This window comes from Streptomyces avidinii (assembly GCF_014650695.1).
GTDB classification, from domain to species: domain Bacteria; phylum Actinomycetota; class Actinomycetes; order Streptomycetales; family Streptomycetaceae; genus Streptomyces; species Streptomyces avidinii.
Map to the genome: position 1 here is coordinate 232,127 of NZ_BMVL01000010.1, position 23,466 is coordinate 255,592.

Sequence of the window (23,466 nt, forward strand, 5' to 3'; positions counted from 1 at the left end):
ATGGTGCCGGAACGGGCCTTACCGCATGTCCGCGCCAACTCTAGGATCGCTCACGGTTGTTGACCTGTGACGTGAGTGAAGGGTGTGACCAGTGGCGCTGGAGATACGACAGGCGGATCAGTCGGACCGGGACGCGGTGGCGCGGCTGCTCGACGAGTCCTTCCGCACCGACCCGGTGAGCAGCTGGGTCTTCCCGGACCCGGAGCACCGCGCCGCGGTGCACGGAAAGTTCCTCGGCGTCTTCGTGGACGTGGCGCTGGAGGAGGGCCGGATCGACTACGCCACGGACGGTTCGGCGGCCGCGCTCTGGCTGCGGATCCCGGCGGGCGATCCGGAGGGGGAGGTCGTCGAGGACGAGGTCCCGGCGCGGATGCGGGCCGTGGCGGACCCCGACAACGAGCGGTGCGAGCTGGTGGGACGACTCACGGGCGCGGTGCACCCGACGGCGGAGGAGCACGAGTACCTGCTGATGATCGCGGTCGCCCCGGACCGGCAGGGTCAGGGGCTGGGCAGCGAGTTGATGCGGCCGGTGCTGGAGCGCTGCGACCGCGAGGGGGTGCCGGCCTATCTGGAGGCGAGCAGTGAGCGCAGCAAGGAGCTCTACGAGCGGCTCGGCTGGGAGTTCACGGGGGAGGTGGTGCGGCTCCCCGAGGGGCCGCTGATGTGGCCGATGTGGCGCAAACCGCGCGGCTGAGGCTCGCGGTCCCGCACCGGGGGTGAATGCCCTTGCGTAACCACTACAGGCGAAGTACTTTAGGCGACGTGCCCCGGTGTGGCGGCACCCCCAGTGAAAGAGAATCGCTTGCGCAGGCTCACGTACTTCATCGCCACCTCCGTCGACGGGTTCATCGGGGCCCCGGACGGTGACGGCGATTTCTTCTACAGCCACCTCGACGCGGAGTTCGTCGGATTCCTCGCGGCCGAATACCCCGAGACGATCTCGGCCCAGGGGCGCGTCCAGCTCGGGATCGCCGATGCCGCCCCCAAGCGCTTCGACGCGGTGATCATGGGACGGCGTACCTACGAGCCGGGCCTCGAACAGGGCATGACCAGCCCCTACGGTCACCTGCCCGAGCAGTACGTCGTCTCCCGCTCCCTCGCCGCCCCACCGGACCCGCAGGTCCGGCTGATCAGCGGCCACCTGGCGGCCGAGGTGCGCGAGCTCAAGGCGCGGGACGGTCTCGGCATCTGGCTCTGCGGCGGTGCGGACCTCGCCACCCAGCTGATCGACGAGATCGACGAGATCATCGTCAAGACCTACCCGGTCTTCGCCGGCACCGGCATGCCGATGTCGCGCGCCGGCTTCGGAGCGCGCCCCTTGGAGCTCACCGCGGTCAGGACCTTCGGCGGCGGACAGGTCGTGACCACCTACGCGCGGGGGCGCTGACCCGCCGAACGCGCAGAACCGGCCTACCGTGGAGGTATGGCCGGTGAACAGCAGCACCACGCGCACGAGACGGTGGCCCCGCAGGCCGGGCACGAGCAGCAGGCGTGCCCGGCGTGCGGGCGCCGCGTCGACACAGTGGTCAGGCGGCGCAAGTCTCTCGGGATCTTCATTCCGGTGTGGGGTCGGGGTCCCTGCCGGAACCCCGACTGCCGTGACTACGCGAACCCCGAGGAGCGGTGACTCAGCCCTTGGTGGCGAGATCCTTCGCGCCGAGGCCCGAGGCGAAGCCGTTGGCCCAGAGCTGGTTGACCCGTGTCCGCTCGGCGGAGTTCGGGGTCGCGTTCGTGCACGAGGTGCCCGGGCCGCCGCCCGACATCAGCTCGCTGCACGGGCCCGAGTAGTGGTCCGGCAGACCCAGCACGTGGCCGGTCTCGTGCGCGGTCACCCGGGTGGAGTTGTACTGCTGGTTCTGCCGGTAGTCGAGGAAGATGTAGCCCCGGCCGTGCCCGTCCGTGCTCGCGTACGAGCCGCGTGAGTCGTTGCCCTCCCGGTACGAGAAGTTCCCGCCCGAGGACACCTCCTGCAGTTTGACGTTGGACACCGAGCTGTTCCAGATCTGCGTGGAGCGGGCTATCTGGGTGCGGAAGCTGGGGGCGCTGCGGGTGTTGTACGTGACGGTCACGGCGAGGGCGCCGGGGTTGGCGGCGCGCTGCTCGGCGACCGAGCGCTGGACGGCCTCGAAGAACGCGCGGTTCGCGGCCGCGTTCTCCGGCGAACCCTCGTACGCGGCGTAGCTGACGGCGCTGCCGACGGGGGCGGGCGCGGCGGTGGCGGTGGGGACGACACCAAGGGTGGCGGCGAGGCCGAGGCCGACGGTCGTGGCCAGCATGGCCTTACGGGAGTGGCGCATGTGGGGGAGCTCCTACTCGTCCGGTGCGGTGGGGGGTGGTCTTTCGGTACCGGAGTCTGCGGGAGCACAAGCGCCCGGCGGATGATGTCAGTCCCCGATAGCGCGGGCCTATCGGGAAGATTTCGGAAGCCCAACAAGCGTGAGAATGGCGGGATTCGGGGGGCTATCGGTGGCTGGTGCGGTCCGTAGGGACCGGCCTACCCTCAGGGCATGGAGCTTGAGGTCAGGCACCTGCGCGCCCTGTGCGCCATCGCCGACGCCGGAAGCCTGCACAAGGCCGCCCGGCAACTCGGCGTGAGCCAGCCCTCCTTGACGACACAGCTGCGCCGCATCGAACGGGCCCTCGACGGCGAACTGTTCCTGCGCGAGCGGACCGGCTGCCGGCCCACCCCCTTCGGCCGGACCGTGCTGGGCCGGGCCCGCCCGCTGCTCGCCGAGATGGCCGCGCTGGTCGCGGAGGCCCGCGAACTGGCCCATGCCTCAAGGCTGCGCATCGGCTCCACCGCCAGCAGCGCGCTGCCGGGCTGGCTGCGGCGGATCCACCGGCGGCTGCCGGACACCGAGACCTCGCTGGTGGTGGACGTCTCCGCCAACGCGCTGCTCAGGATGGTCGCCGCGGGGCAGCTGGACGTGGCGTTCGTGCACGAGGTGGAGGGCAGCCCGCTGCGGGTGCCGCCCGGGCTGCAGATGCACGTACTGATGGAGCGGGAACCGCAGTTCGTGTCGATGTCCCGGGACCATCCGGCCGCCGGTCAGGCGGTGGTCTCCTTACGGGACCTCGCCGCCGACCGCTGGATGGTGGATCCCTCGGTCGACGGCGAGTGGGACGGGCTGCGCCGGGTCTTCGCCGGGGCCGGGCTCGACCCGCCGGTCCTGCACGCCGACTACCACACGGCGACCTCGCTGATCATCTCCGGCGAGGCCGTCGCGCCCTGCCAGCCGACCTCCGGGCCGCGCGAGGACATGGCGATCCGGCCGCTGTGCGGGGACCCCCTCGCCGTGCGCCTGCTGCTGGCGACCCGGCCCGGCGCGCACGCCGAGGTCTACGAGGACCTGCGCGCGGCCTATCGCGAGGCCGCGCTGCGGACGCCCCCGTACCGGGCCTGGCTCCACCACCATGCGAGCCCGCTGCTGGAGGTGGCGTAGCGGCGGATCCCCCCGGTCAGCGCCGCGCGCGGGCCCGGTCGTAGGCGAGGGCCGCGGCCCCCTGCGCCAGCAGGACCGCGCCCGCCGCCGCCCAGCCCGGGCTGCGGCGGTGGGCCGCCCAGGCCAGCAGGGGTGCACCGGCCGCGACCTGGGCCGCGCCCAGCATCCGGGCCCTCGGGCCGCGGACCCACGGGCCCAGCGGGCCCCCCTCCACCGCGTCGAGTTCGGCCCGCACCGCGTCGGGCCAGCCCGACCACTCCACCGTCTCGACGTCGGGGGCCACCCGGGCCGCGGCCCGGAGCCGGTCGGCCGGTTCGCCCGGTGCCAGCCCGGCCGGCAGGGCCAGTCCGGCGCGGGTCAGCAGTGCGACCAGGGCCAGCAGTCGGCCCTCCCCGTCGACGGCCGGGTCCGCATCGGCGCGGGTGAGGCGTTCCAGTTCCGCCAGGTCGAGGACCGGGTCCAGGCCGAGCCGCGCCGACAGGGCCCGCATCGCGTCGGGCTCGCCGGCCGGGCGCCCGGCCGCGTCCCACCCGTAGGCGGCGGTGCGCCGGAATCCGCTCGACAGGGCGAAGCCGGTCCGGCCGTCCTGCCACCACAGGCCGAGCACCGGCCAGTCGGTGCCGATCGCGAGGGCCGAACCCCAACCGGAGAGGACCTCCGCCACGGTCTCCGGGCCGTCCCGCCAGGGCTTGTCCTCGGGAACGAGCACGCTCCATTCGCCCGCCGGGGCGAGCAGCAGGCGGACGCGCAACAGGTGGGCCGGGCGGCGCACGGCCAGAGGTTCGGCGCGGCAGAGCAGCAGCCCGCCGGTCACGGTCCGGGAGATTGACATGCCCACACAATAGAGCAAAACACCCCAAATGGCGGGGTTTCGAGAGGGCGCTTGACTTCCCCCGACCGCGATATATCGTGTTAGCAGAAGACGCGATATGTTGCGTGCGTCGAGCCCCGTCCGTGTACGCACGAGGAGGATCAGCACCATGGCAGAGCAGTCGCCCGAGTCGCCCCAGCCGTCGCCGGCGCCGTCGACGTGGCACTTCGCCGAACCGCGGAAGCTCACCTTCGAGGAGCCGGTGACCGAGCTCCGCGTCCGTATCGTGAGCGGCACCGTCAATGTGGTCGCCGCCGAGGAGGGCCCGGCCCGCCTGGAGGTGACCGAGGTCGACGGACCGCCCCTGTACGTCGTGCAGGACGGCGGCACGCTGACCGTCTCCTACGAGGACGCGCCCTGGAACGGCTCCCACGGACTCAAGGAATGGTTCGAGTCCAAGCCCTGGAAGGCCTGGTCCGGTTCGTTCTCCGGCCGCAAGGCCTGGGAGCGCAGCGCAGCGATCACCCTCACCGTTCCCGCCGGTACCCAGGTCCGTGTGGCCGCGGTCGACGCCGTCTCCTTCGTCTCCGGGATCTCCGGGGGCACCGACGTCAACGGGGTCTCCGGCGACGCCACGCTGGTCGGCCTGTCCGGCCGGGTCAAGGCGCACACCGTCTCCGGCAGCGTCGAGGCCCAGTCCGTCACCGGAGAGTTCGGCTTCCACTCGGTCTCCGGAGGCCTGACCGTGGTCGACGGCGCCGGTGTGAAGGTACGGGCCGACTCGGTCAGCGGCGACATGCTGATCGACCTGGACCCCGGCCCGGAGGACGCCGGTCCCGTGGACATCGCGCTGAACTCGGTCTCCGGCCAGGTCGCGATCCGCCTCCCGCACCCCGCCGACGCCCGCGTCGAGGCCAACACCGCCACCGGCCGCGTCTCCAACGCCTTCGAGGACCTGCGGGTCTCCGGCCAGATGGGCGCCAAGCGGATCACCGGGACCCTCGGCTCCGGCGCGGGCACCCTGCGGGCGACCACGGTCTCCGGCTCGATCGCGCTGCTGCGCCGCCCGCAGGCCGAGGCCGACACCCCCGCCGCCCCCCTCGCGCTCGACAAGAAGGTGCTCTGACATGCCGCCCGTCTTCGCCCACGGCCGCCTCCGCCTGTACCTCCTCAAGCTGCTGGACGAGGCCCCGCGCCACGGGTACGAGGTGATCCGCCTGCTGGAGGAGCGCTTCCAGGGCCTGTACGCGCCCTCCGCCGGCACCGTGTACCCGCGGCTGGCGAAGCTGGAGGCCGAGGGCCTGGTCACGTACGCCACCGAGGGCGGGCGCAAGGTGTACTCGATCACCGAGGCGGGCCGCGCCGAGTTGGCCGACCGGGGCGGCGAACTCGCCGACCTGGAGCTGGAGATCCGCGACTCGGTCACCGAACTGGCCGCCGAGATCCGCAGCGAGGTCCGGGGCGCGGCCGGTGACCTGCGGCGCGAGATGCGGGCGGCGGCCTCCGCGTCGGCGACGCGGACGGCCGAGGAGGAGTCCTGGCAGACCGCCAAGGAGGAGCTGCGCAAGGCGCGGCAGGAGTGGAAGGAACAGGCGCGCCGGGCGAAGGACGAGAGCCGCCGCGCCCGCGAGGAGGCGCAGCAGGCCCGCCGCCAGGCCAAGGAGGCCCAGGAGCGGGCCCGCGAGGAGGTCCAGCGGATAGCGGGCCAGCTGCAGGAGCAGTTCGCCAGGTCCGGCGGCGTCCTGGGCAGCCTGGCCGGCGCCTGGCTCGGTGGCGGTACGCCGACGCCGACCACGGCTCCGGGGGCGGCGGCTCCGGCGGGCCCGGCCGACGTGGCTGACGCGGCGGCCCCGGCTGACGCGGACGCGGACGTGGACGCGGACGTGGACGCGGACCGGGCTTCGCACTGGGCCGTGGACCTGGCGCCCACCGGTGACCCGGCCCGTGACCTGGACCGGCTGCTCGACCGCTTCCGCGACGAGGTGCGCGACGCGGCCCGGGACCGCGGGGTGACCGCGGCCCAGGTGGCCGAGGCCCGCCGACACCTCGAGGCGGCTTCCCGGCGGCTGGGAACCACGTTCGGGGCCAGGTCGTAACCCGCCCGCGGCACCGCTGCCGGGGCGCCGCCCCGGACCCCGCGCCTCGAACGCCGGCGGGGCTGGGAGTGTGGCGCCGCTCCGGACCCCGCGCCTCGAACGCCGGCGGGGCTGGGAGTGTGGCGCCGCTCCGGACCCCGCGCCTCGAACGCCGGCGGGGCTGGGAGTGCGGCGCCGCTCCGGGCCCTGTGCCTCGAACGACGGCGGGGCTGGAGAGTGGAGCCCCGCCGGGGCTGGGAGGTCGGCGGGGCCGTAGGGGTCGGCGACTTCGGATGCGGGGCGGTCAGGCTGCCAGGGTGGTTTCGGCCGTGCGGTAGGTGATGCCGTGGTCCGTCAGGACCTCGGAGGCCGTGCCGGGGCGGGAGAGCAGCGCCAGCAGCAGGTGCAGGGTGCCGATGTGGTTGTCCCTGCGGCCCAGGGCGATGCGCAGGGACTGCTCCAGCACCTTCTTCGCCCCCTCCGTGAAGGGGACGTGCCGGCTTCCGGCGCGGTCGTCGGCGTCCTCGCGCCCGAGGACCGAGCGGAGCGAGGAGCCCAGGGTCCGCCTGCGGGGCGCCGCGGCCGCGAGGGCGCCCTCGCCGTGGGTCTCCTCGATGCGGGAGACGATCTCCGTGAGGTCGATACCGAGTCCGGCCAGTGCCTCCTCGTCCGCCCTGGACATGCCGCCCCGGCGGCGGGCCGCCGTGAGATCGGCGGCCACCGCCGCGCGGTCGACCCCGAGGGGGTCCAGGATGCCCAGGGCCAGCAGGGACAGCAGCAGGTGTTCCTCGGTGACGGTGGCGGCGCCGCTGCGGCGGGCCTCGGTCACCGCCCCGGTCACGGTCGACCGGGCATCGCGGGTGAAGCGTTCGAACATCAGAGCCTCCCGTACTTCTTGTGCACGGCCTGTCGGCTGACGCCGAGCTCGGCCGCGATCTCCTGCCAGGACCACCCCTGCGCGCGGGCGCTGCGCACCTGTACGGCCTCCAGCTGCTCCAGCAGCCTGCGGAGGGCGGACACGGCACGCAGGCCCACGCGCGGATCACGGTCACCGGCCCGCTCGGCGAGATCAGTGGCTTCGGTCATGCATGTCAATGTAGGTTGACGCGGGAGGGTTCGTCAACCCTGGTTGACATCAGGGGGCTCGGGCGGGCTCAGGGGGTGAGGACGATCTTTCCGAAGAGGTCGCCCGACGCGAGCTTCTCGAACCCCTCCCGCGCCCGGTCCAGCGGCAGCACCTCGTCGATGACCGGCCGCAGCCCGGTGGTCGCGCAGAAGGCGAGGAGGTCCTCCAGCTCATCCTTCGAGCCCATCGTGGAGCCGACCACCTTCAGCTCCAGGAAGAAGATCCGCGTCAGCTCGGCGTGCGCCGGGCGGTCGCCGCTCGTGGCACCGGAGATCACCAGGGTGCCGCCGGGGCGCAGGGACTTCACCGAGTGGGACCAGGTGGCGGCGCCCACCGTCTCGATCACCGCGTCCACCCGCTGCGGCAGCCGCGCGCCTGGCTCGTACGCCTCCACCGCACCCAGCTCCACGGCCCGCTTGCGCTTGGCCTCGTCCCGGCTCGTGGCGAAGACCCGCAGGCCGGCCGCCTTGCCGAGGGCGATCGCGGCGGTCGCGACACCGCCGCCGGCGCCCTGTACCAGGACGGAGTCCCCGGGGCGCACCCCGGCATTGGTGAACAGCATCCGGTACGCCGTCAGCCAGGCCGTCGGAAGGCAGGCGGCCTCCTCGAAGGACAGCTCGGCGGGCTTGCGCAGCACGTTCCAGGCGGGGACGGTCACCTGCTCGGCGAAGGTCCCCTGGTAGCGCTCGGTCAGGATCGAGCGGGGCTCGTCCGGGCCGACCCCGTGGCCGCTCTGGCCGATCACGGAGTGCAGGACGACCTCGTTGCCGTCCTGGTCGATCCCGGCGGCGTCGCAGCCGAGGATCATCGGGAGTCTTTCCTCGCCGAGGCCGACCCCGCGCAGCGACCACAGGTCGTGGTGGTTGAAGGAGGCGGCCTTGACGTTCACGGTCACCCAGCCGGGTCGGGCCTCGGGAGCCGGGCGGTCGCCCAGCTCAAGGCCGTTCAGCGGCTGGTCACGGTCGATTCGGGCGGCGTAGGCAGCGAACATGCGGCGACGCTACCGTTCGGTAGCCCCGGCATCCACCCCCGTTCCCGTCACACGGCCGTGCCCGTCGCAGGTTCCGGGCGCAGTGCTCCGGCATTGCCCCCGTGCCGAGCCGTGCGAGGGGGGCGGGGAAAGGCAGAGGCCCGGCCGGAATGCTCCGGTCGGGCCTCTGCGGGTACTGCTCAGGTCCGGTGTCAGACCAGGCGGGCCACGCCGTCGGCCTTCGCCGCGGCGGCGACGGCCGTGGCGACGGCCTCGGCGACGCGCTCGTCGAACGGCGACGGGATCACGTAGTCGGCGGCGAGCTCGTCACCCACGACACCGGCGATGGCGTCGGCGGCGGCGATCTTCATGCCCTCGGTGATCCGGGTGGCGCGCACCTTGAGCGCTCCCGCGAAGATGCCCGGGAACGCCAGCACGTTGTTGATCTGGTTCGGGAAGTCCGAGCGGCCCGTGGCCACGACCGCCGCGTACTTGTGCGCGACGTCCGGGTGGACCTCCGGGTTCGGGTTGGCCATGGCGAAGACGAACGCGTCCTTCGCCATCGAGGCCACGGCCTCTTCCGGGACCGTACCGCCGGAGACGCCGATGAAGACGTCCGCCCCGTTCAGGGCCGTCTCCAGGGAGCCGGTCTGCCCGGTCCTGTTGGTCAGGCCCGCGATCTCCGCCTTGACGTCCGTCAGGTCGGAGCGGTCCGCGGACACGACGCCCTTGCGGTCGGTGACGCAGACGTCGCCGATGCCCGCGTCCACCAGGATCTTCGCGATGGCGATACCGGCGGCGCCGGCACCCGAGATCACGGCCCGCAGGTCGCCGAGGGTGCGACCCGTCAGCTTCGCCGCGTTGCGCAGTGCGGCTAGCGTCACGATGGCCGTGCCGTGCTGGTCGTCGTGGAAGATCGGGATGTCCAGCGCCTCCTGGAGGCGGCGCTCGATCTCGAAGCAGCGGGGGGCGGAGATGTCCTCCAGGTTCACCCCGCCGAAGGACGGAGCGAGGCGGATGACCGTCTCGATGATCTCGTCCGTGTCCTTGGTGGCGAGCGCGATCGGAACCGCGTCCACACCACCGAACTGCTTGAAGAGGATGGCCTTGCCCTCCATGACGGGGAGGGAGGCCTCGGGACCGATGTCACCGAGCCCGAGCACGGCCGTACCGTCGGTGACGACGGCGACCACGTTGGACTTCCAGGTGTACTCGTTCACCAGCTCCGGCTGCTCGGCGATGGCGCTGCACACCTTCGCCACGCCGGGCGTGTACGCGAGGGAAAGGTCATCCTTGTTGGTGACCGGCACTGTGGCCTGGATGGCCATCTTGCCGCCCCGGTGCAGCGCGAACACCGCGTCCGGGTTGTTGTCCGTGACGCTGTCACTGCGAGGGTTGATGATCTCCGCTGCCACTTCGTGTGACCCCTTAAGTCCTTTGAATCGTTGAGGGTGGCCACTCCTGGTTAAGGGGTGGGCGGGCACCGCGTCCGTACTCCGCGTCAACGGTTGGCCCGTCTCCGCGAAGGGGAGGTTCGTACGCGCGGGCGCGCCGCACGCGCGCCCTGAGCCCCGGATGAGGGGTGTAAGGATCTGTTCTACCCGAAGAACGCTCGCCCAGACGAGTCGATTCCCGCTCAACTGTAGGTCCCTTGCCCGGCTTTTGGCGAAAAGTCCAAACCTTGCCGTCCAGTGGGCGAGACGCTCCGTAGAAACTGCGGCAAAAAGGCCAGGTCACAGCAGTATCTGCGGCCTCGAACCCCCTTCCCCGCAGTCCTGTTGGGCTACCCCTACCGCCCGTTATGCGATTTTGACCTGACGGGCACCCTGAATGTCTCAGTCCGAATGGCAAGATGCCGTAATCACACAAGGTCGCGACACTCGATGGTGCGTGTCCGACCGTTTTTCGATGCTTTTCCACCAGCGCCGGAGGAACCAAGCCATGACCGCTAGCACCACCCGTCGTACGACCGCCGCACGGTCCCGGATCGCCGCGGTCGGCGCGATCGCGGTCGCGGGCGCCCTGATCCTCACCGGCTGTGGTGACCAGACCGACAAGGCCTCCAGCACCCCGTCGGGTGCGGCGAACAACAGCAGCGCCCCGCTCTTCTCCAAGCTTCCGAAGAAGATCCAGGACGCCGGTGTCATCAAGGTCGGCACGGACGCCACGTACAAGCCGATGGAGTTCACCGAGGGCGGCAAGGTCGTCGGCGTGGACCCGGACATCGCGGCGGCCCTGGCGAAGCAGCTCGGCGTCACGTTCAAGTTCGAGTCGGGCACCTTCGACACGCTGATCAGCAGCATGCAGACCGGCCGCAGCGACGTGGTCATGTCCTCGCTGAGCGACACCAAGGCCCGTCAGGACGGCCTGGACGACAAGGGCGCCAAGACCGGTGCCGGTGTCGACTTCGTCGACTACTTCTCCTCCTCCACCGCCATCCTGGTGAAGAAGGGCAACCCGGAGGGCATCAAGACCCTCGACGACCTGTGCGGCAAGAAGGTCGCCGTCCAGCGCGGCACCACCTACGAGACGGTCGCCAAGACCCAGGCCGAGAAGTGCAAGACGGACGGCAAGGGCGAGCTTTCGATCGAGGCCTTCCCGACCGACGCCGAGGCCCAGACCCGCGTGAAGGCCGGCGGCGCCGTCGCCGACCTGAACGACTCCCCGGTCGCCGCGCACATCGCGAAGGAGGCGGGCGGCGGCAACGACTTCGAGGCCATCGTCACCCCGAGCGACGCAGGCTTCTTCGGGATCGCGGTCGACAAGAAGAACACCGAGCTGCGCGACGCGCTCAAGGAAGCCCTCGACGCGGTCATCAAGGACGGCACGTACAAGGCCGCCCTGGACAAGTGGAACGCGGGCTCCGGCGCCGTGACCGAGGCCAAGATCAACGCCGGTTCCTGACCTCCGCGTACCGCCGCAGCACACTGAAGGGCAGTCACTGTGACTGACAAGCTCGACAAGGTCCCGGACCCGGCGGACACCCCGCCGGCCGGGGCCGTCCCCCCCGAGGCCATCCGCGCCATCCCGGTCCGCCACTACGGCCGCTGGATCAGCGCCGTGGTAGTCATCGGCCTGGTCGTGGCGCTCGTGATCGCCTTCTCGCAGGGCAACGTGCGCTGGGCGACCGTGCCGGAGAAGCTGTTCGACCCCACCATCCTGCGTGGTGTCGTCAACACGGTCTGGATCAGCGTCGCCTCGATGGCCCTGGGCCTGGTGCTCGGTGTCCTGTTCGCCGTGATGCGGCTCTCGAAGAACCCGGTGACCAGCACCATCTCCTGGTTCTACATCTGGCTGTTCCGCGGCACCCCGGTGTACGTGCAGCTCCTCATCTGGTTCAACCTCGCCCTGATCTTCCCGATCCTGAACCTCGGGTTCTACAAGGACGAGATGACCCAGGTCATGACGCCGTTCCTGGCCGCCCTGCTGGGTCTGGGTCTGAACGAGGGCGCGTACATGGCGGAGATCGTCCGGGCCGGCATCCAGTCGGTGGACGAGGGTCAGACCGAGGCCTCGCACGCGCTCGGAATGACCCGGATGCAGACCATGCGCCGCGTGGTGCTGCCGCAGGCGATGCGCGTGATCGTGCCGCCGTCCGGCAACGAGTTCATCAACATGCTCAAGACCTCCTCGCTCGTGGTGGCCGTGCAGTACTTCGACCTGCTGCGCGCGGCCCAGGACATCGCGTCCACGTCGTTCGCGGTGATGGAGATGTTCTTCGTCGCGTCGATCTGGTACCTCGCCCTGACCAGCGTCTTCAGCGTCGGCCAGTACTACCTGGAGCGCCGCTACGCCCGTGGCGCGCTGCGCTCGCTGCCGCCGACTCCGCTGCAGAAGATCAAGGCGAAACTGTCCAGCTTCTCGAACCGCAAGGCGGTGGCCTGATGACGACTGCCATGGTGAAGGCCGAGGGCGTCCACAAGTCCTACGGTGCGGCGCACATCCTCAAGGGCATCGACCTGGAGGTCGCCCCGCGTGAGGTGTTCTGCCTGGTCGGTCCGTCCGGTTCCGGCAAGTCGACGTTCCTGCGGTGCATCAACCACCTGGAGCAGGTCAACGCCGGACGGCTGTACGTCGACGGGCAGCTCGTCGGCTACCGCCAGAAGGGCGACAAGCTCTACGAGCTGAAGGACAGCGAGGTCGCGGCCCAGCGCCGGGACATCGGCATGGTCTTCCAGCGCTTCAACCTGTTCCCGCACATGACGGCCATCGAGAACGTGATGGAAGCGCCGGTCATGGTCAAGGGCGAGTCGAAGGCGGTGGCGCGCGAGCGCGCCGTGCGTCTCCTGGACCGGGTCGGTCTCGGTGACAAGGGCGGGAACTATCCCACCCAGCTCTCCGGCGGGCAGCAGCAGCGCGTGGCGATCGCCCGCGCGCTGGCGATGGAGCCGAAGCTGATGCTCTTCGACGAGCCGACCTCCGCGCTCGACCCGGAGCTGGTGGGTGACGTCCTGGACGTCATGCGGGACCTGGCCGAGTCGGGCATGACCATGATCGTGGTCACCCACGAGATGGGCTTCGCCCGCGAGGTCGGCGACAACCTCGTCTTCATGGACGGCGGCGTCGTCGTCGAGTCGGGCCACCCCCGCGACGTCCTGGGCAACCCCCAGCACGACCGGACGAAGGCGTTCCTCTCCAAGGTGCTGTAGTCACGCACCCGCGGACAGCGAGGGGCGGTACGGGACTCCCGTACCGCCCCTCCGTCGTGTGCCGACGTGCCGGCCGCTGTTTTTTCGGTCCCTACTTCAGTCCTAGGACCAGCGCGTCGGAGGGGGAGCGCCAGACCGTACGGGCCTCCGCGAAACCGGCGGCGCGCAGGGTCTCGGCGTGCCAGGCCTCGGAGGGGGTGTCGCCGTCCGCGTGCTCCCCGTAGATCTCGAAGCGCTGCTTCACCTGTTCGGTCAGCGCCGGGTCCGCGCCCGCCAGGTCCCACCACTCGCGCCAGTCCACCGCCCCTGCCGCCCTGGCCCGGTCCATGCCGGCGTGCCGGTGGGCGTGCTCGGCGGCGTCGATGCGCGGGGTGGCCGGGTCGGGCATGTGGTCGGCGTTCATGAACACCCCGCCCGGCGCCAGGAGCGGCGCGAGCTGCCCGTACAGGACGGCCAGCTCCTTGCTCGGCAGCCAGTGCAGGGCGGTGGCCGTCAGGATCGCGTCGTAGGTGCCGTGGGGGAGGGCGGCGCGCCAGTCCGGGTCCTTGAGGTCGGCGGTCACGAAGGTGACCCGCTCGTCCCCCGCGAAGTGGCCCTCGGCGATGGTCAACAGGGCGGGGTCGAGATCGACGCCCGTACTGGTGGCTTCCGGGAACCGCTTGAGGACGCGGTCCGTAATACTTCCCGTACCGCATGCGAGATCCAGCACCCGGGGGGCGGGTCCCACCAGTGCCTCGACCATGTCCAGCATCACGCGGAACCGCTCCTCGCGGTCGGGCATGTACCACTCCTGCTGCCGGTCCCAGCTGTCCTGCCAGGCCTGCCAGTCGGTCGTGCCCTCCGTACCCGTGCTGTCCGCCGTATCCGTCATCCCCGACCCCTCCATACGTAATACCCTCGAAGACGTCTCAGCCGTTACCGGAGACACTAATCCGCAGCCGTAAGGACTACAAGTGGAACTGGCCCATTACTCGGACTTCGCCGTGCGCCTGGTCAACACCGAGGAGCCGGCCCGCAACAAGGACTCGCTCACCTCGGTGGACGCCGTCCGCGCCCTGTTCGGCGCCAGTCAGCAGATGGCGCGCCGCGTCACCGACGGTGACGTCACCCGCTTCCGCAATGTCCGCGGCCGCCTGCGCTCCGTCTTCGAGGCGGCCGACGGCGGCGACGAGGTCCTCGCGGTCGACCTGCTGAACTCGCTGCTCATGGAGTTCCCCGTCAGCCCCCAGGTGTCCGGCCACGAGACCCTCGCCGACGACGGTCGCCCCGACTGGCACATCCACCTCGCCGAACACCCGTCGAACGCCTCCGCGGGCTACGCCGCCATGGCGGCCATGGGCCTGGCCTTCGCCCTCACCGAGCACGGCCCCGACCGGCTCGGCCTGTGCCAGGCCGCGCCCTGCCGCAACGCCTACCTCGACACCTCCACCAACCGTTCCCGGCGCTACTGCTCCGACCGCTGCGCCACCCGGGCGAACGTGGCCGCCTACCGGGCCCGCAAGCGAGTGGAGGCCGAGGCGTCCGCCCGCAGCGGGCGCAGCGCCGAGACCGCCCAGGACAACCGGGCCCTCAGCGAACGCTGATCCTCCTCGCGCGGCCGGAAGCGCAGCACCGCCGTCGCCAGCACCAGCTCCCCGGGCACCGGCCCGTAGTCGGTGCTGTCGCCGGTCTCGTTGAACGGGTTGTCGCCGAGCACCCACCAGCGCCCGCCCGGCCGCCGCTCCACCGCCCGCTTGACCACCAGCAGGTCCTGCTGGAAGGGGTGGCGCAGCACGACCACGTCACCCGGCCGGACGGCGGCCCCGTACCGGACCACGAGCCGGTCCCCGTTCAGCAGCGTGGGCACCATCGACGCCCCCGTCACCTCCACCACCTCGAAGCGCTTCCGCGGGCGCCCGATCTCCACCATCCGTGTCCTCCTCGTCACCCCCGCATGCTCCCGCACGGGCCCGTACATTCGCTCACCGGTGCGGCCGTGACCCTGGACTTTTGTCCTAAGCCCATGGGGGCGCCCGCGAAATCCGGTTGTTCAGCGAGTAATCTCCCCCTTGAGAAGACGATCACGAGGAGGACAAACTCCATGCTTTCCCGCCTCTTCGCCCCCAAGGCGAAGGTCTCCGCCCACTGCGATCTTCCGTGCGGCGTGTACGACCCTGCCCAGGCCCGCATCGAGGCCGAGTCCGTCAAGGCCGTGCAGGAGAAGTACCAGGCCAACGAAGACGCCGACTTCCGTGCGCGCGCCATCACCATCAAGGAGCAGCGCGCCGAGCTCGCCAAGCACCACGTCTCGGTGCTGTGGAGCGACTACTTCAAGCCCCCGCACTTCGAGAAGTACCCGCAGCTGCACACCCTGGTCAACGACACCCTGAAGGCCCTCTCGGCCGCCAAGGCGTCGAACGACCCGGCGACCGGCGCGAAGGCTCTTGAGCTCATCGCCGAGATCGACCGCATCTTCTGGGAGACCAAGGCCGCCTGATCCAGGGCGCCCCAAGGATCTTCCCGGGCTGCAGGCCCGACGCACATGACAACGGCCCGACCGCTCCGAGCGGCCGGGCCGTTGTCGTTCTCGCCTCCCTAGGCGTCCGCCGCCGGCACCAGACCATCGACGGCGTCCAGCGCCAAGCCCCACGGGTAGGCCTCCGCGCGGCCCTGCCCGGGCAGATTGGGCACGAACCCACCCTCGCCGTAGAGCACGCGAACTCCGGCGCCGCGGAGCGTCGCGATGCTCTGCTCGAACTGTGGGTGCCGGACATAGGCCGCGTTCACGCACGGCATGACGGCGAGCGGGATCCCTTTGCCGATGCCCTCCGAGACCACGCCGACGATGAACCGGTCGGTGAGCCCGAGCGCCCAGCCGTTGACCGTGTTGAACGTGGCGGGGGCAACGAGGATCGCGTCAGCCGCCGGCCACACGTCCGGCTCTCCCGGCCGCTTGTAGCGGCTGCGCACCGGGTGCCCTGTGAGCGCGGCCAGGCCGTCGAGCCCTTCCGTCAGCCAGTCCGAGGCCGTCGGGGTCAGGCCGAGACACACATCCCACCCGCGAGACTGCGCGTCCTCGATCACGCGGGCGACGTCGAACACGGGCGGAGCGGCCGACCCGAAGAGGTACAAGGTGCGCGTCATGGCTCCCAGTTGACCACAGGCTCCTACCGGCGATCACAGGTGGCCCGGGGGTGGAGCGGGTACCGTTCCCGGCGACGAGTCAGAAACGGGAGCGTCCGGCATGCGCACTTTCGACGACGATCACCCGGGAACCCGCATCCGCGCACAGCGGCGGCTGGCCCACCTCACGCAGAGGCAACTGGCCGCGCTGCTCCCGTACTCCTACAGCCTCCTGAACCAGGTCGAGTGCGGCGCCCGGCCCGCCACGGAGGCCTTCCTCACCGCGGTGGCCAAGGCCCTGCGGATCGATACCGCCGTGCTGACGGGACACCCCCATGTCAGTACCATTCAGCAGGATCGCCGGGAAGCGCTCGTGCGGCCGATCCGTGACGTGCTCGCCCTTTACGACCTCGGGTACGACCCGGACGTAACAGCTCGCCCGGTGGGCGAACTCGTGATTGCGGCCGACCAGTTGTGTGCGACCGTCCGCGCGACCAAACTGCGTGAAGCCTCCCGGGTCCTTCCGGGCGTGATCGCCGAGCTGACCTCAACCGCGTGGTCCACCCCGTCCTCCGAAGCCTGGCGGGCGTTGGCCTCGGCCTACCGAAGCGCCCACGACGTCGCCGTCAAGCTGGGGTTCTACGACCTCTCGACGGTCGCGCTCGACCGCATGGACTGGGCCGCCGAGCGTGGATCCGACCCGTGCCTGGCGGCAATCCGGCAGTACAAGCGGGCCCTCGTCCACTCGAAGAGCGGCGAGTACCGCATTGGCGAGAGGCTGATCGAGGCGGGACTCCGGATCCTGGAACAGGCGGAAGAGGGCCGCGAACGCCTGGCGGTGACTGGTCAGCTGCACCTGGGTGCCTCCGTCATTGCGGCTCGTGCGGAGGATCAGGCCGCTGTGGAACGGCACATCGCCGAAGCGCGCACACTGGCCAAGCAGACGGGTGACGCCTCAGCGGTGCACTGGCTGTCCTTCGGGCCCATGAACGTCGCGGTCCACGCGATGTCGGCCCTCACGCAGATGAGGCAGTACGACGACGCCCTCACGGCCGCCCGGAAGATCCGGCCGCCGGCGGCCTTCGCAACGAGCCGGCGCGCCCACTTCCTCATCTACCGGGCGCGAGCCGAGATGGAGACGGGGAACGCGACGAGGGCCTTGGCCTCGCTGTCCGAGGCCCGCCACGCGGCGCCCGAGCAAACCCGGTACCACCCGAGCACCCAGGAGACGATCCGAGGCTTGGTCCATATGGCTCGGCGGACCCCGGAGGCCCTCAACCACCTTGCTGCGTGGGTGGAAAAGTAGAGCGCTCACACGCTCACGTGGTTGTGAGTGTTCCGACCCTTGCCGCTCGCCAGTCTGGTCTCATCACCCGCTGACGACGGTAGGGAGCCGCCGTGTTCTCGAAGGAAACGGCCGACTGGTACGCGCGGTGCCTCGGTGATCCCGCGGCGGCGCACACCGCGTGGCAGGACCACGGCGTGGCCGTACTGCCGCTCGGAGCCCGCTTCGAAGCCGTGCGCATCCCCGACGCCCTCGCCCACGCGGCCGTGCGGAGCACCGGGGACCGTGTCGTGGCCCTCGCGCTCACCCTGGCCCTGGAGGGGCCCGTCATCCACGACTCGCGCGGCCGGAACCACTACGCGCTCGTCGAACCGGGAACGGCGGAGCGGTGGCGAGCCCGGGACGCGGTCGAGTGCCTCGGGTACGGGACCCACCTCGGGGTGCCCGACATGGGCCGGGACCGGTCCGCGCCCGGCCGGCCCCTCTACTGGGCCGCGACCCCCGGCCCCGGGTCGTACTTCTGCCGCGTCGCCGCCGTCCGGCTGCTCGTCCGCGTCGGCGCGGCACGGCTCGCCGAGCCTGAGGTGGCGACGTGACGGACCACCCCGACGGCGAATGCGCGCGGGCGCGCGTGCGGTGCTCCGGCTGCGGGCTGTCGGTCCCGATCGTGACCATGTACGGCGGGCCCATGGCCGACTGCCGGCTCTGCTGCTTCGCGTGGGCCGTCCACCACGACCCACACCTGTGCTGGTTGCGCAGCAACCATTTCGACGCGGACGTGGAGGAGGTCCTCGCCGCCCGCGTGCTCGACCTCGTGCCGCGCCTCATCGCCGCGCGCATCGTGCTCGGCGAGATCGCCGACGCCCTTTGACTCCCGCCGCCGGGGAGCGGGCATTCTGCACAACAAACTGATGGGAGATCCTGATGAGTAAGGGCAAGCACGCTGGAGAGCCGGCCGACAAGCCGTGGACGCCGCCGCCGAGCGGAGGCAGCTCAGACGGGAGCCGACCGTCTCCCCAGCCTTCCACCCCGCCCCCGCCGCCGCCGGGCAAGAAGTGAACCGGGACATCTGCCGCGAGGCCCTGGTGACCGCAGGGTTACTGCGCGAGCCGTGGCTGGCCGAGGCCTTCGACACGGTCGACCGCGAAGCGTTCGTCCCGCGCGCCGTCTGGCTCCCGGTCCGGGACGCCGAAGGCTTCTGGCGCTTCGTGGACCGCGACGAGGACCCGGACGCCTGGCGCCACGCCGTCTGGAACCCCCACCAGTCGGTCATCACGCAGCTGAACGACGGCGACACGGCTCCAGGGCCAGGCACGGGCGACTTCACGTCCTCCGTGTCCGCCCTGGACATCGTCATGCGGAAGCTTCAGCACCTGGACCTTGTGCCACGGTCCCGCGTCCTGGAGATCGGCTACGCATCCGGATACCACACGGCCTTGCTGTGTGAGCGCGTCGGCTCGGAGCGGGTGGTCGCCATCGAGGTGGACGAGGAGCTCGCGCGCGCGGGCGCCGCGAACCTCAAGGCAGCCGGCTACGACCCGGAGCTGATCGTCGGGGACGGCCTCGAAGGCACCCCGGGCGGGGAGCCGTTCAGCCGGGTCATCAACACGGCGGCGCTGCGGCGCGTTCCGTACGCCTGGATCGAGCAGTCCAGGCGGAGCGGGGTGATCCTCACCCCGTTCGGAACGGCCTACAGCAATGCGGGGCTCCTGCGGCTCCGCGTCGACACCTCGGGAACGAAGGCGCAGGGAGCCTTCATCGGCGAGTCCTCGTACATGTGGATCCGCTCCGAGCGGCCGACCATCGACCTCCAGGTCCCGGAGGAGTCAATCAGCAGGAAGTCGCCGATCGATCCCGCGCAGGTTCTGGCGGCTGGCTACCTCCAGGACTTCGCCATCGGCCTCCAGGTGCCGGACGTCTCCTACTCGCACCGCGGGGAGGGTGACGACCGCCAGGTCCAGTTCGTGGACGAGGCCGGCACTTCGGCGACGATCGTCCGCTATGGCGACTGGTGGGAGGAGGACGCGGTCCGCTCCTGGGGACCGCGCGATCTGTGGGCGGAGGTGACTGCGGCGTACACCTGGTACGAGGTACGAGGCCGGCCGCACATCACGCGCTTCGGTGTCACGGTTGACGGGTCTGGCCAGTACCTGTGGCTGGATGACCCACGTCACCTCGTCGGTTCCTGATCCGTAGCCCCGGCCGGGCCTGTCCTGGCCGGGGCCACCCCCCGCCTCTTCCGGCTGGCGGCGCAGGTGGTCGGTGGCTTGTCTCCGGCTGAGGCGCCCCCGACTCCGAGTGGTGCGCACGCACTTTCTCGCCAGGTGGGAAGTGTGCCGAGACGGTGTCCGGACCGGGAATCCGGCCGCCGCCCCGGCCATCACCATTGTGCGAGGGGGCTCAGGCGTCCTCGTCGTCGTCCTCGTCGTCCAGGCGGGCCAGCCAGGTGGCCAGGCGTTCCACCGGGACCTCGAAGTCCGGGTTCAGGTCGACGAAGGTGCGCAGCTGCTCGGCGAGCCACTCGAAGGTGACCTCCTCCTCGCCGCGCCGCTTCTCCAGCTCCTCGATGCCGCGATCGGTGAAGTACAAGTCGGGCTCCGTGCCGTGATGGGGGTGTGCAGGGGGTGTTTCCCGCCAGGATAATCCGCCTTACGGCGAGACCTCCCGCCCCGGCCGCCCCCGGGTCTAGCCTGGATGCCCAACGAGCGGGGGGCGCGCATGACGGACGGGCGCACGACCGGGTCCGCGCGCACCTTCGAGCTCCTGGAGCCCCTCGTTCAGGCCGCGACCGTACGCGTTCACGCCCCGCCGGGCGGGTATGAGAACCCCCGCAGTCATCGGACCGGTCCCACGTGGGGGAGCGGCTTCTTCATCGCTCCCGGGTGGGTCCTGACGTGTGCGCACGTGGTCGGCGAAGGGGGTGCTGCGGTGCGTCTGACGGGGCGCGAGGTCGGCATCACCTTCTCCGCCGGGAGCCTCACCGGGACGGTCACCGGGCGCGTGGAGTGCGTACTGCCCGAGCGGCTGGAGGAGCGGCGGCCCGCTCGGCACGCGCTGTGGGACCTGCCCGACCTCGCGCTGGTCAGGGTGCTGGCGCCCGTCTCGCACGCCTGCGTATGGCTGACCGACCGCTCCCGACCGCGTTTCGACGAGGTCGCCTACTTCGGCTGCACCGAGGACCTCGGCATCCCCGAGATCACCGGCCGCACCACCCGGTTGCGCGGCACCGCGGGGAACGGCGCGGCCATCCGGCTCGGTGACGACGACGAGATCGAGCCCGGCATGTCCGGCGGCCCCGTCGTGGACCTGGCCCGCGGGGAGGTCGTCGGCGTGCTCAAGGCCCGTCGGCAGACCGGGGGCGGCGGGCTCGCCGTCTCCGTCGTACAGCTGCGCACCCTCCCCATGGCCGCGCGGGGCCAGGTCGGGCTCTACCGCCGGATCATGCAGGCACACGACCTGTACCACTACGACCAGCACCTCAGCGATCTCGACAACCGCCGGACCTGGACGGACGTGCACGGCGAGCTCCCGCCGGAGGAGGGCGACCCGTACGCGGGCCGGGGCCGGCTCACCCCCGGCGAGCGCACCACGCTGTGCGGACTACTGGCCGAACTGCCCCCGCCCGGCTCCTCCGAGGTCGTACGCGCCCTGGTCGAGGCGGCGCGCGGCGAGGAGCCGGACCCGCTGCCGCCCGCCCCGCTGAGCTGGCGCGACGGGCTGGGGCTGCTGCACGACCCGCCCGGCGGGACCGGGGAGGCCGCGGCGATGCTCCGGTACGCGACGGACGTGAGCGTGGCCGACTACCGCGAGCCCGTCACGCCCGGCGCCGACGAGGAGTTGTGGGACTGGGTACGAGCCACGGCCGAGCGGCTGTGGCGGCCGCTGCGCCGGGAGCTCGGCGAGCGCCACGAGCGGGGCCTCGCCGAGCGCGAGCGGCGCCGGCGGGCCTCGGCCGGGCGGGCGGTCCACGGCACGGCCCGGCGGGCCGGCGGTCTGCCGTCCGGGGCCTCGGTGCTGCTGGAGGTGTGGGCGCACGGCTGGGAGGACGTCTACGACTGGCGGGTCTCCGTGCTCGCCGGACCCGCACACGCGGGGCGGGTGACACCGGTGGACTCCGGCGTACGGGCCACCCTGGCGGGTCTGCCCGAGGCGTTACGGGTCCCGCTCGCCGAGGGGTTCCGCCGGTGCGACACCCACGAGGCGGCGGCCCTGCTCGAAGTGGCGGTGGCCCCGGAGCTGTTCGGGCTGGCGGTGGACGCGTGGGTGGTGGTGGGCGGCGTACCGCTGGGCGTGCAGCGGCCGGTGGTGCTGCGCCACCAGGCCGGGGCCACAGGAGCCGCGGGGGCCGCGGGGGCCGCCGGGGCCGCGGGGGCCGCCGGGGCCGCCGGAACCACGGCGACCACCGGGCCGAACCCGGGCGGTGCGCGCGAGCATCCCGCCGACCGCGAGGGCACCGACGCCGCCGCCCGCTGGGCCCGGGTGCAGGCGGGCCCGCTCCAGGACGAACGGGCCGACTGCGCAGGGGGGCGCCCGCGCAGCCCCGCCACCGAGTGGCTGACCGGGCTCCCCGACAACACCGTGCCCGTGCACTGCCGGGCGGCGGACCAGGAGCCCACGCTCGGCTCGCTGCACGCGGTGCGCGACGCCGGGTACGGCGTGGTCGTGACCCGGAGGCCCCCGCCGGAGCCGGGGGCCTCGTGCGCGCCCTTCCACCGCGGGCTGCGCGAGGAACTGGCGGACGCGGGGCGGGCGGAGGTGCTGCCGCTGCGCTTCCAGACCCTGCGGGGGCGGGCGTACGGGGCGGACCCCGACGCCTACTGGGCGGCCGGGGCGGGGCTGGTGTGGGAGGACCCGGCGCGGCCGCTGCCCGAGGAAGAGCCGCTGCAGGGCGACCTGTGACGGGCGCCGGCCCGGCCGACGCGAGGGAGGGAGCAAGCATCATGAACGACGAGTGGCTCATTTACCGCGGGGTGGGCGAGCCCCACGACGGGATCGACGCCCTGCCCGACCCGCCGCCCTGGCGGGACTTCGACGGCGGGCCCGTGGCGGAGCCCGGCGGTCCGGCCCGCGTCGCCGACGGCAACGTGGCCCGGCGGCTCGGCGCGCACCGGCAGGCCGCCGAGCTGCACCGCCCGGAACCGGAGGAGCTGGAGGCCATCAACGCCGCGCTGTACCTGCGGCGGCCGCTGCTCGTGACCGGCTTCCCCGGAACCGGCAAGTCCACGCTCGCGCACGCCGTCGCCCACGAGTTGAGGCTGGGGCGGGTGCTGCGCTGGCCGGTGGTGTCGCGGACCGTGCTCCAGGACGGGCTCTACCGGTACGACGCCCTGGCCCGGCTCCAGGACGTGCAGATCGCCGCGAGCGGCGGCGGCCCGGCCCCGGGCACCCACGGCTCCGGCTCCGAATCCGGCACCGCCGCCGGACCCGCGGCCGTCCCCGGCATCGGGAAGTACATCCGGCTCGGGCCGCTCGGCACCGCCCTGCTGCCGACCGCCAGGCCCCGCGTCCTGCTCATCGACGAGCTCGACAAGAGCGACATCGACCTGCCCAACGACCTGCTGAACGTGCTGGAGGAAGGGGAGTTCGCCCTTCCCGAGCTGGAACGGGTCGCCGACACCGAGCCCGAGGTGCAGGTGCTCACCGACGACGGGACGAAGGTGACCGTCCGCGGCGGCCGCGTCCGCTGCCGGGCCTTCCCGTTCATCATCCTGACCAGCAACGGGGAACGGGACTTCCCGGCCGCACTGCTGCGCCGCTGCATCCAGCTCGGACTCGGCCAGCCCGGCGAGAAACGGCTCGCCACCATGGTCCGCGCCCACCTCGGCGAGGAGGCCGCCCGGCTCGGCGCCGACCTGATCCGCGAGTTCCTCAGCCGCTCCCAGACCGAGCTGGTCGCCGCCGACCAGCTGCTCAACGCCGTCTACCTGACCCACTACGCCGCCCCGCCCACCCGGGAGGACCTCGCCGACCTGCTCATCCAGCGCCTCGACCGCCCCAGGTGACCG

Annotated in this window: 27 protein-coding genes; 17 read left to right on the forward strand and 10 right to left on the reverse strand. The window is 71.8% G+C overall.

Going from position 1 to position 23,466, the window contains the following annotated elements:
- The first annotated feature begins 91 nt into the window (after positions 1-91).
- The 3 genes from IE257_RS25765 (at position 92) to IE257_RS25775 (ending at position 1,627) form a co-directional block, all read left to right on the forward strand.
- Entirely contained in the window at positions 92-694 is a 603-nt protein-coding gene (locus IE257_RS25765; RefSeq protein WP_189972295.1) for a GNAT family N-acetyltransferase, read from the forward strand.
- Between the two features lie 108 nt (positions 695-802).
- Entirely contained in the window at positions 803-1,387 is a 585-nt protein-coding gene (locus IE257_RS25770; protein WP_189972296.1) for a dihydrofolate reductase family protein, read from the forward strand.
- Positions 1,388-1,423: 36 nt separating this feature from the next.
- Complete coding sequence (locus IE257_RS25775) at positions 1,424-1,627, forward strand: hypothetical protein (protein ID WP_189972297.1); 204 nt, start codon at positions 1,424-1,426, stop codon at positions 1,625-1,627.
- A gap of 1 nt (position 1,628) precedes the next feature.
- Here the strand turns inward: IE257_RS25775 and snpA are convergent, their stop codons facing one another.
- Positions 1,629-2,297, reverse strand: coding sequence for a snapalysin (gene snpA / locus IE257_RS25780; protein WP_189972298.1), 669 nt, complete (start codon positions 2,295-2,297; stop codon positions 1,629-1,631).
- A gap of 210 nt (positions 2,298-2,507) precedes the next feature.
- Between snpA and IE257_RS25785 the strand changes: the two genes are divergently transcribed.
- Positions 2,508-3,443, forward strand: coding sequence for a LysR family transcriptional regulator (locus IE257_RS25785; RefSeq protein WP_189972299.1), 936 nt, complete (start codon positions 2,508-2,510; stop codon positions 3,441-3,443).
- 16 nt (positions 3,444-3,459) lie between these two features.
- Here the strand turns inward: IE257_RS25785 and IE257_RS25790 are convergent, their stop codons facing one another.
- Positions 3,460-4,269 (reverse strand): hypothetical protein, encoded by an 810-nt coding sequence (locus tag IE257_RS25790; protein WP_189972373.1) that lies wholly within the window; start codon positions 4,267-4,269, stop codon positions 3,460-3,462.
- 154 nt (positions 4,270-4,423) lie between these two features.
- Here IE257_RS25790 and IE257_RS25795 point away from each other — a divergent pair, with 154 nt between their 5' ends.
- Positions 4,424-5,380, forward strand: a complete 957-nt coding sequence (locus tag IE257_RS25795) for a DUF4097 family beta strand repeat-containing protein (RefSeq protein ID WP_189972300.1) — start codon at positions 4,424-4,426, stop codon at positions 5,378-5,380.
- Position 5,381: 1 nt separating this feature from the next.
- Positions 5,382-6,350, forward strand: coding sequence for a PadR family transcriptional regulator (locus IE257_RS25800; RefSeq protein WP_189972301.1), 969 nt, complete (start codon positions 5,382-5,384; stop codon positions 6,348-6,350).
- A 283-nt stretch (positions 6,351-6,633) separates the two neighbouring features.
- Here IE257_RS25800 and IE257_RS25805 read toward each other — a convergent pair whose 3' ends face one another.
- The 4 genes from IE257_RS25805 to IE257_RS25820 all read right to left on the reverse strand — a co-directional run bounded on the left by IE257_RS25805 (position 6,634) and on the right by IE257_RS25820 (position 9,840).
- Positions 6,634-7,206, reverse strand: a complete 573-nt coding sequence (locus IE257_RS25805) for a Clp protease N-terminal domain-containing protein (protein WP_189972302.1) — start codon at positions 7,204-7,206, stop codon at positions 6,634-6,636.
- On the reverse strand, positions 7,206-7,415 hold the full coding sequence (locus tag IE257_RS25810; RefSeq protein ID WP_030385998.1) for a helix-turn-helix domain-containing protein: 210 nt from the start codon (positions 7,413-7,415) through the stop codon (positions 7,206-7,208). Before IE257_RS25810 ends, IE257_RS25805 begins: the two co-directional genes overlap by 1 nt.
- A gap of 68 nt (positions 7,416-7,483) precedes the next feature.
- On the reverse strand, positions 7,484-8,446 hold the full coding sequence (locus IE257_RS25815) for a zinc-binding dehydrogenase (RefSeq protein WP_189972303.1): 963 nt from the start codon (positions 8,444-8,446) through the stop codon (positions 7,484-7,486).
- A gap of 191 nt (positions 8,447-8,637) precedes the next feature.
- Positions 8,638-9,840: an NAD(P)-dependent malic enzyme gene (locus IE257_RS25820; RefSeq protein ID WP_052873800.1), complete on the reverse strand. Its 1,203-nt coding sequence runs from the start codon at positions 9,838-9,840 to the stop codon at positions 8,638-8,640.
- Between the two features lie 526 nt (positions 9,841-10,366).
- Here IE257_RS25820 and IE257_RS25825 point away from each other — a divergent pair.
- Genes IE257_RS25825 through IE257_RS25835 form a run of 3 tightly spaced genes read left to right on the forward strand, consistent with a single transcriptional unit; the run spans position 10,367 to position 13,074 of the window.
- Entirely contained in the window at positions 10,367-11,329 is a 963-nt protein-coding gene (locus IE257_RS25825) for an ABC transporter substrate-binding protein (protein WP_189972304.1), read from the forward strand.
- 39 nt (positions 11,330-11,368) lie between these two features.
- Positions 11,369-12,310, forward strand: coding sequence for an amino acid ABC transporter permease (locus IE257_RS25830; RefSeq protein ID WP_189972305.1), 942 nt, complete (start codon positions 11,369-11,371; stop codon positions 12,308-12,310).
- Complete coding sequence (locus IE257_RS25835; RefSeq protein ID WP_281064144.1) at positions 12,310-13,074, forward strand: amino acid ABC transporter ATP-binding protein; 765 nt, start codon at positions 12,310-12,312, stop codon at positions 13,072-13,074. The genes IE257_RS25830 and IE257_RS25835 overlap by 1 nt, the downstream gene beginning before the upstream one ends.
- A gap of 91 nt (positions 13,075-13,165) precedes the next feature.
- Here IE257_RS25835 and IE257_RS25840 read toward each other — a convergent pair whose 3' ends face one another.
- Entirely contained in the window at positions 13,166-13,945 is a 780-nt protein-coding gene (locus tag IE257_RS25840) for a class I SAM-dependent methyltransferase (RefSeq protein WP_229920658.1), read from the reverse strand.
- A gap of 82 nt (positions 13,946-14,027) precedes the next feature.
- Between IE257_RS25840 and IE257_RS25845 the strand changes: the two genes are divergently transcribed.
- Entirely contained in the window at positions 14,028-14,657 is a 630-nt protein-coding gene (locus IE257_RS25845) for a CGNR zinc finger domain-containing protein (RefSeq protein WP_189972307.1), read from the forward strand.
- On the opposite strand, the gene sodX is transcribed toward IE257_RS25845, so the two are convergent.
- Entirely contained in the window at positions 14,561-14,983 is a 423-nt protein-coding gene (gene sodX, locus IE257_RS25850; protein WP_189972308.1) for a nickel-type superoxide dismutase maturation protease, read from the reverse strand. The two genes, IE257_RS25845 and sodX, sit on opposite strands and share 97 nt — an antisense overlap.
- Positions 14,984-15,154: 171 nt before the next feature.
- Here sodX and sodN point away from each other — a divergent pair, with 171 nt between their 5' ends.
- Positions 15,155-15,550, forward strand: coding sequence for a superoxide dismutase, Ni (gene sodN / locus IE257_RS25855; protein ID WP_030009413.1), 396 nt, complete (start codon positions 15,155-15,157; stop codon positions 15,548-15,550).
- Positions 15,551-15,648: 98 nt separating this feature from the next.
- Here sodN and IE257_RS25860 read toward each other — a convergent pair whose 3' ends face one another.
- Positions 15,649-16,197 carry a flavoprotein gene (locus tag IE257_RS25860; RefSeq protein ID WP_189972309.1) on the reverse strand — a complete coding sequence of 183 codons (549 nt, stop codon included), beginning with the start codon at positions 16,195-16,197 and terminating at the stop codon, positions 15,649-15,651.
- Positions 16,198-16,297: 100 nt separating this feature from the next.
- Here IE257_RS25860 and IE257_RS25865 point away from each other — a divergent pair, with 100 nt between their 5' ends.
- The 4 genes from IE257_RS25865 (at position 16,298) to IE257_RS25880 (ending at position 19,650) form a co-directional block, all read left to right on the forward strand.
- Positions 16,298-17,482 carry a helix-turn-helix domain-containing protein gene (locus tag IE257_RS25865; RefSeq protein WP_189972310.1) on the forward strand — a complete coding sequence of 395 codons (1,185 nt, stop codon included), beginning with the start codon at positions 16,298-16,300 and terminating at the stop codon, positions 17,480-17,482.
- 92 nt (positions 17,483-17,574) lie between these two features.
- Positions 17,575-18,057, forward strand: coding sequence for a hypothetical protein (locus tag IE257_RS25870; protein ID WP_189972311.1), 483 nt, complete (start codon positions 17,575-17,577; stop codon positions 18,055-18,057).
- A complete protein-coding gene (locus IE257_RS25875; protein ID WP_189972312.1) occupies positions 18,054-18,332 on the forward strand; it encodes a hypothetical protein in 279 nt (92 codons plus the stop codon). Before IE257_RS25870 ends, IE257_RS25875 begins: the two co-directional genes overlap by 4 nt.
- A gap of 214 nt (positions 18,333-18,546) precedes the next feature.
- A complete protein-coding gene (locus tag IE257_RS25880; protein ID WP_189972313.1) occupies positions 18,547-19,650 on the forward strand; it encodes a protein-L-isoaspartate O-methyltransferase family protein in 1,104 nt (367 codons plus the stop codon).
- 211 nt (positions 19,651-19,861) lie between these two features.
- Here IE257_RS25880 and IE257_RS25885 read toward each other — a convergent pair whose 3' ends face one another.
- On the reverse strand, positions 19,862-20,050 hold the full coding sequence (locus IE257_RS25885) for a DUF6104 family protein (RefSeq protein WP_030386011.1): 189 nt from the start codon (positions 20,048-20,050) through the stop codon (positions 19,862-19,864).
- A 129-nt stretch (positions 20,051-20,179) separates the two neighbouring features.
- Here IE257_RS25885 and IE257_RS25890 point away from each other — a divergent pair, with 129 nt between their 5' ends.
- Positions 20,180-22,360, forward strand: coding sequence for a VMAP-C domain-containing protein (locus IE257_RS25890; protein WP_189972314.1), 2,181 nt, complete (start codon positions 20,180-20,182; stop codon positions 22,358-22,360).
- Between the two features lie 41 nt (positions 22,361-22,401).
- A complete protein-coding gene (locus IE257_RS25895; RefSeq protein ID WP_189972315.1) occupies positions 22,402-23,463 on the forward strand; it encodes an AAA family ATPase in 1,062 nt (353 codons plus the stop codon).
- The last annotated feature ends 3 nt before the right edge of the window (positions 23,464-23,466 follow it).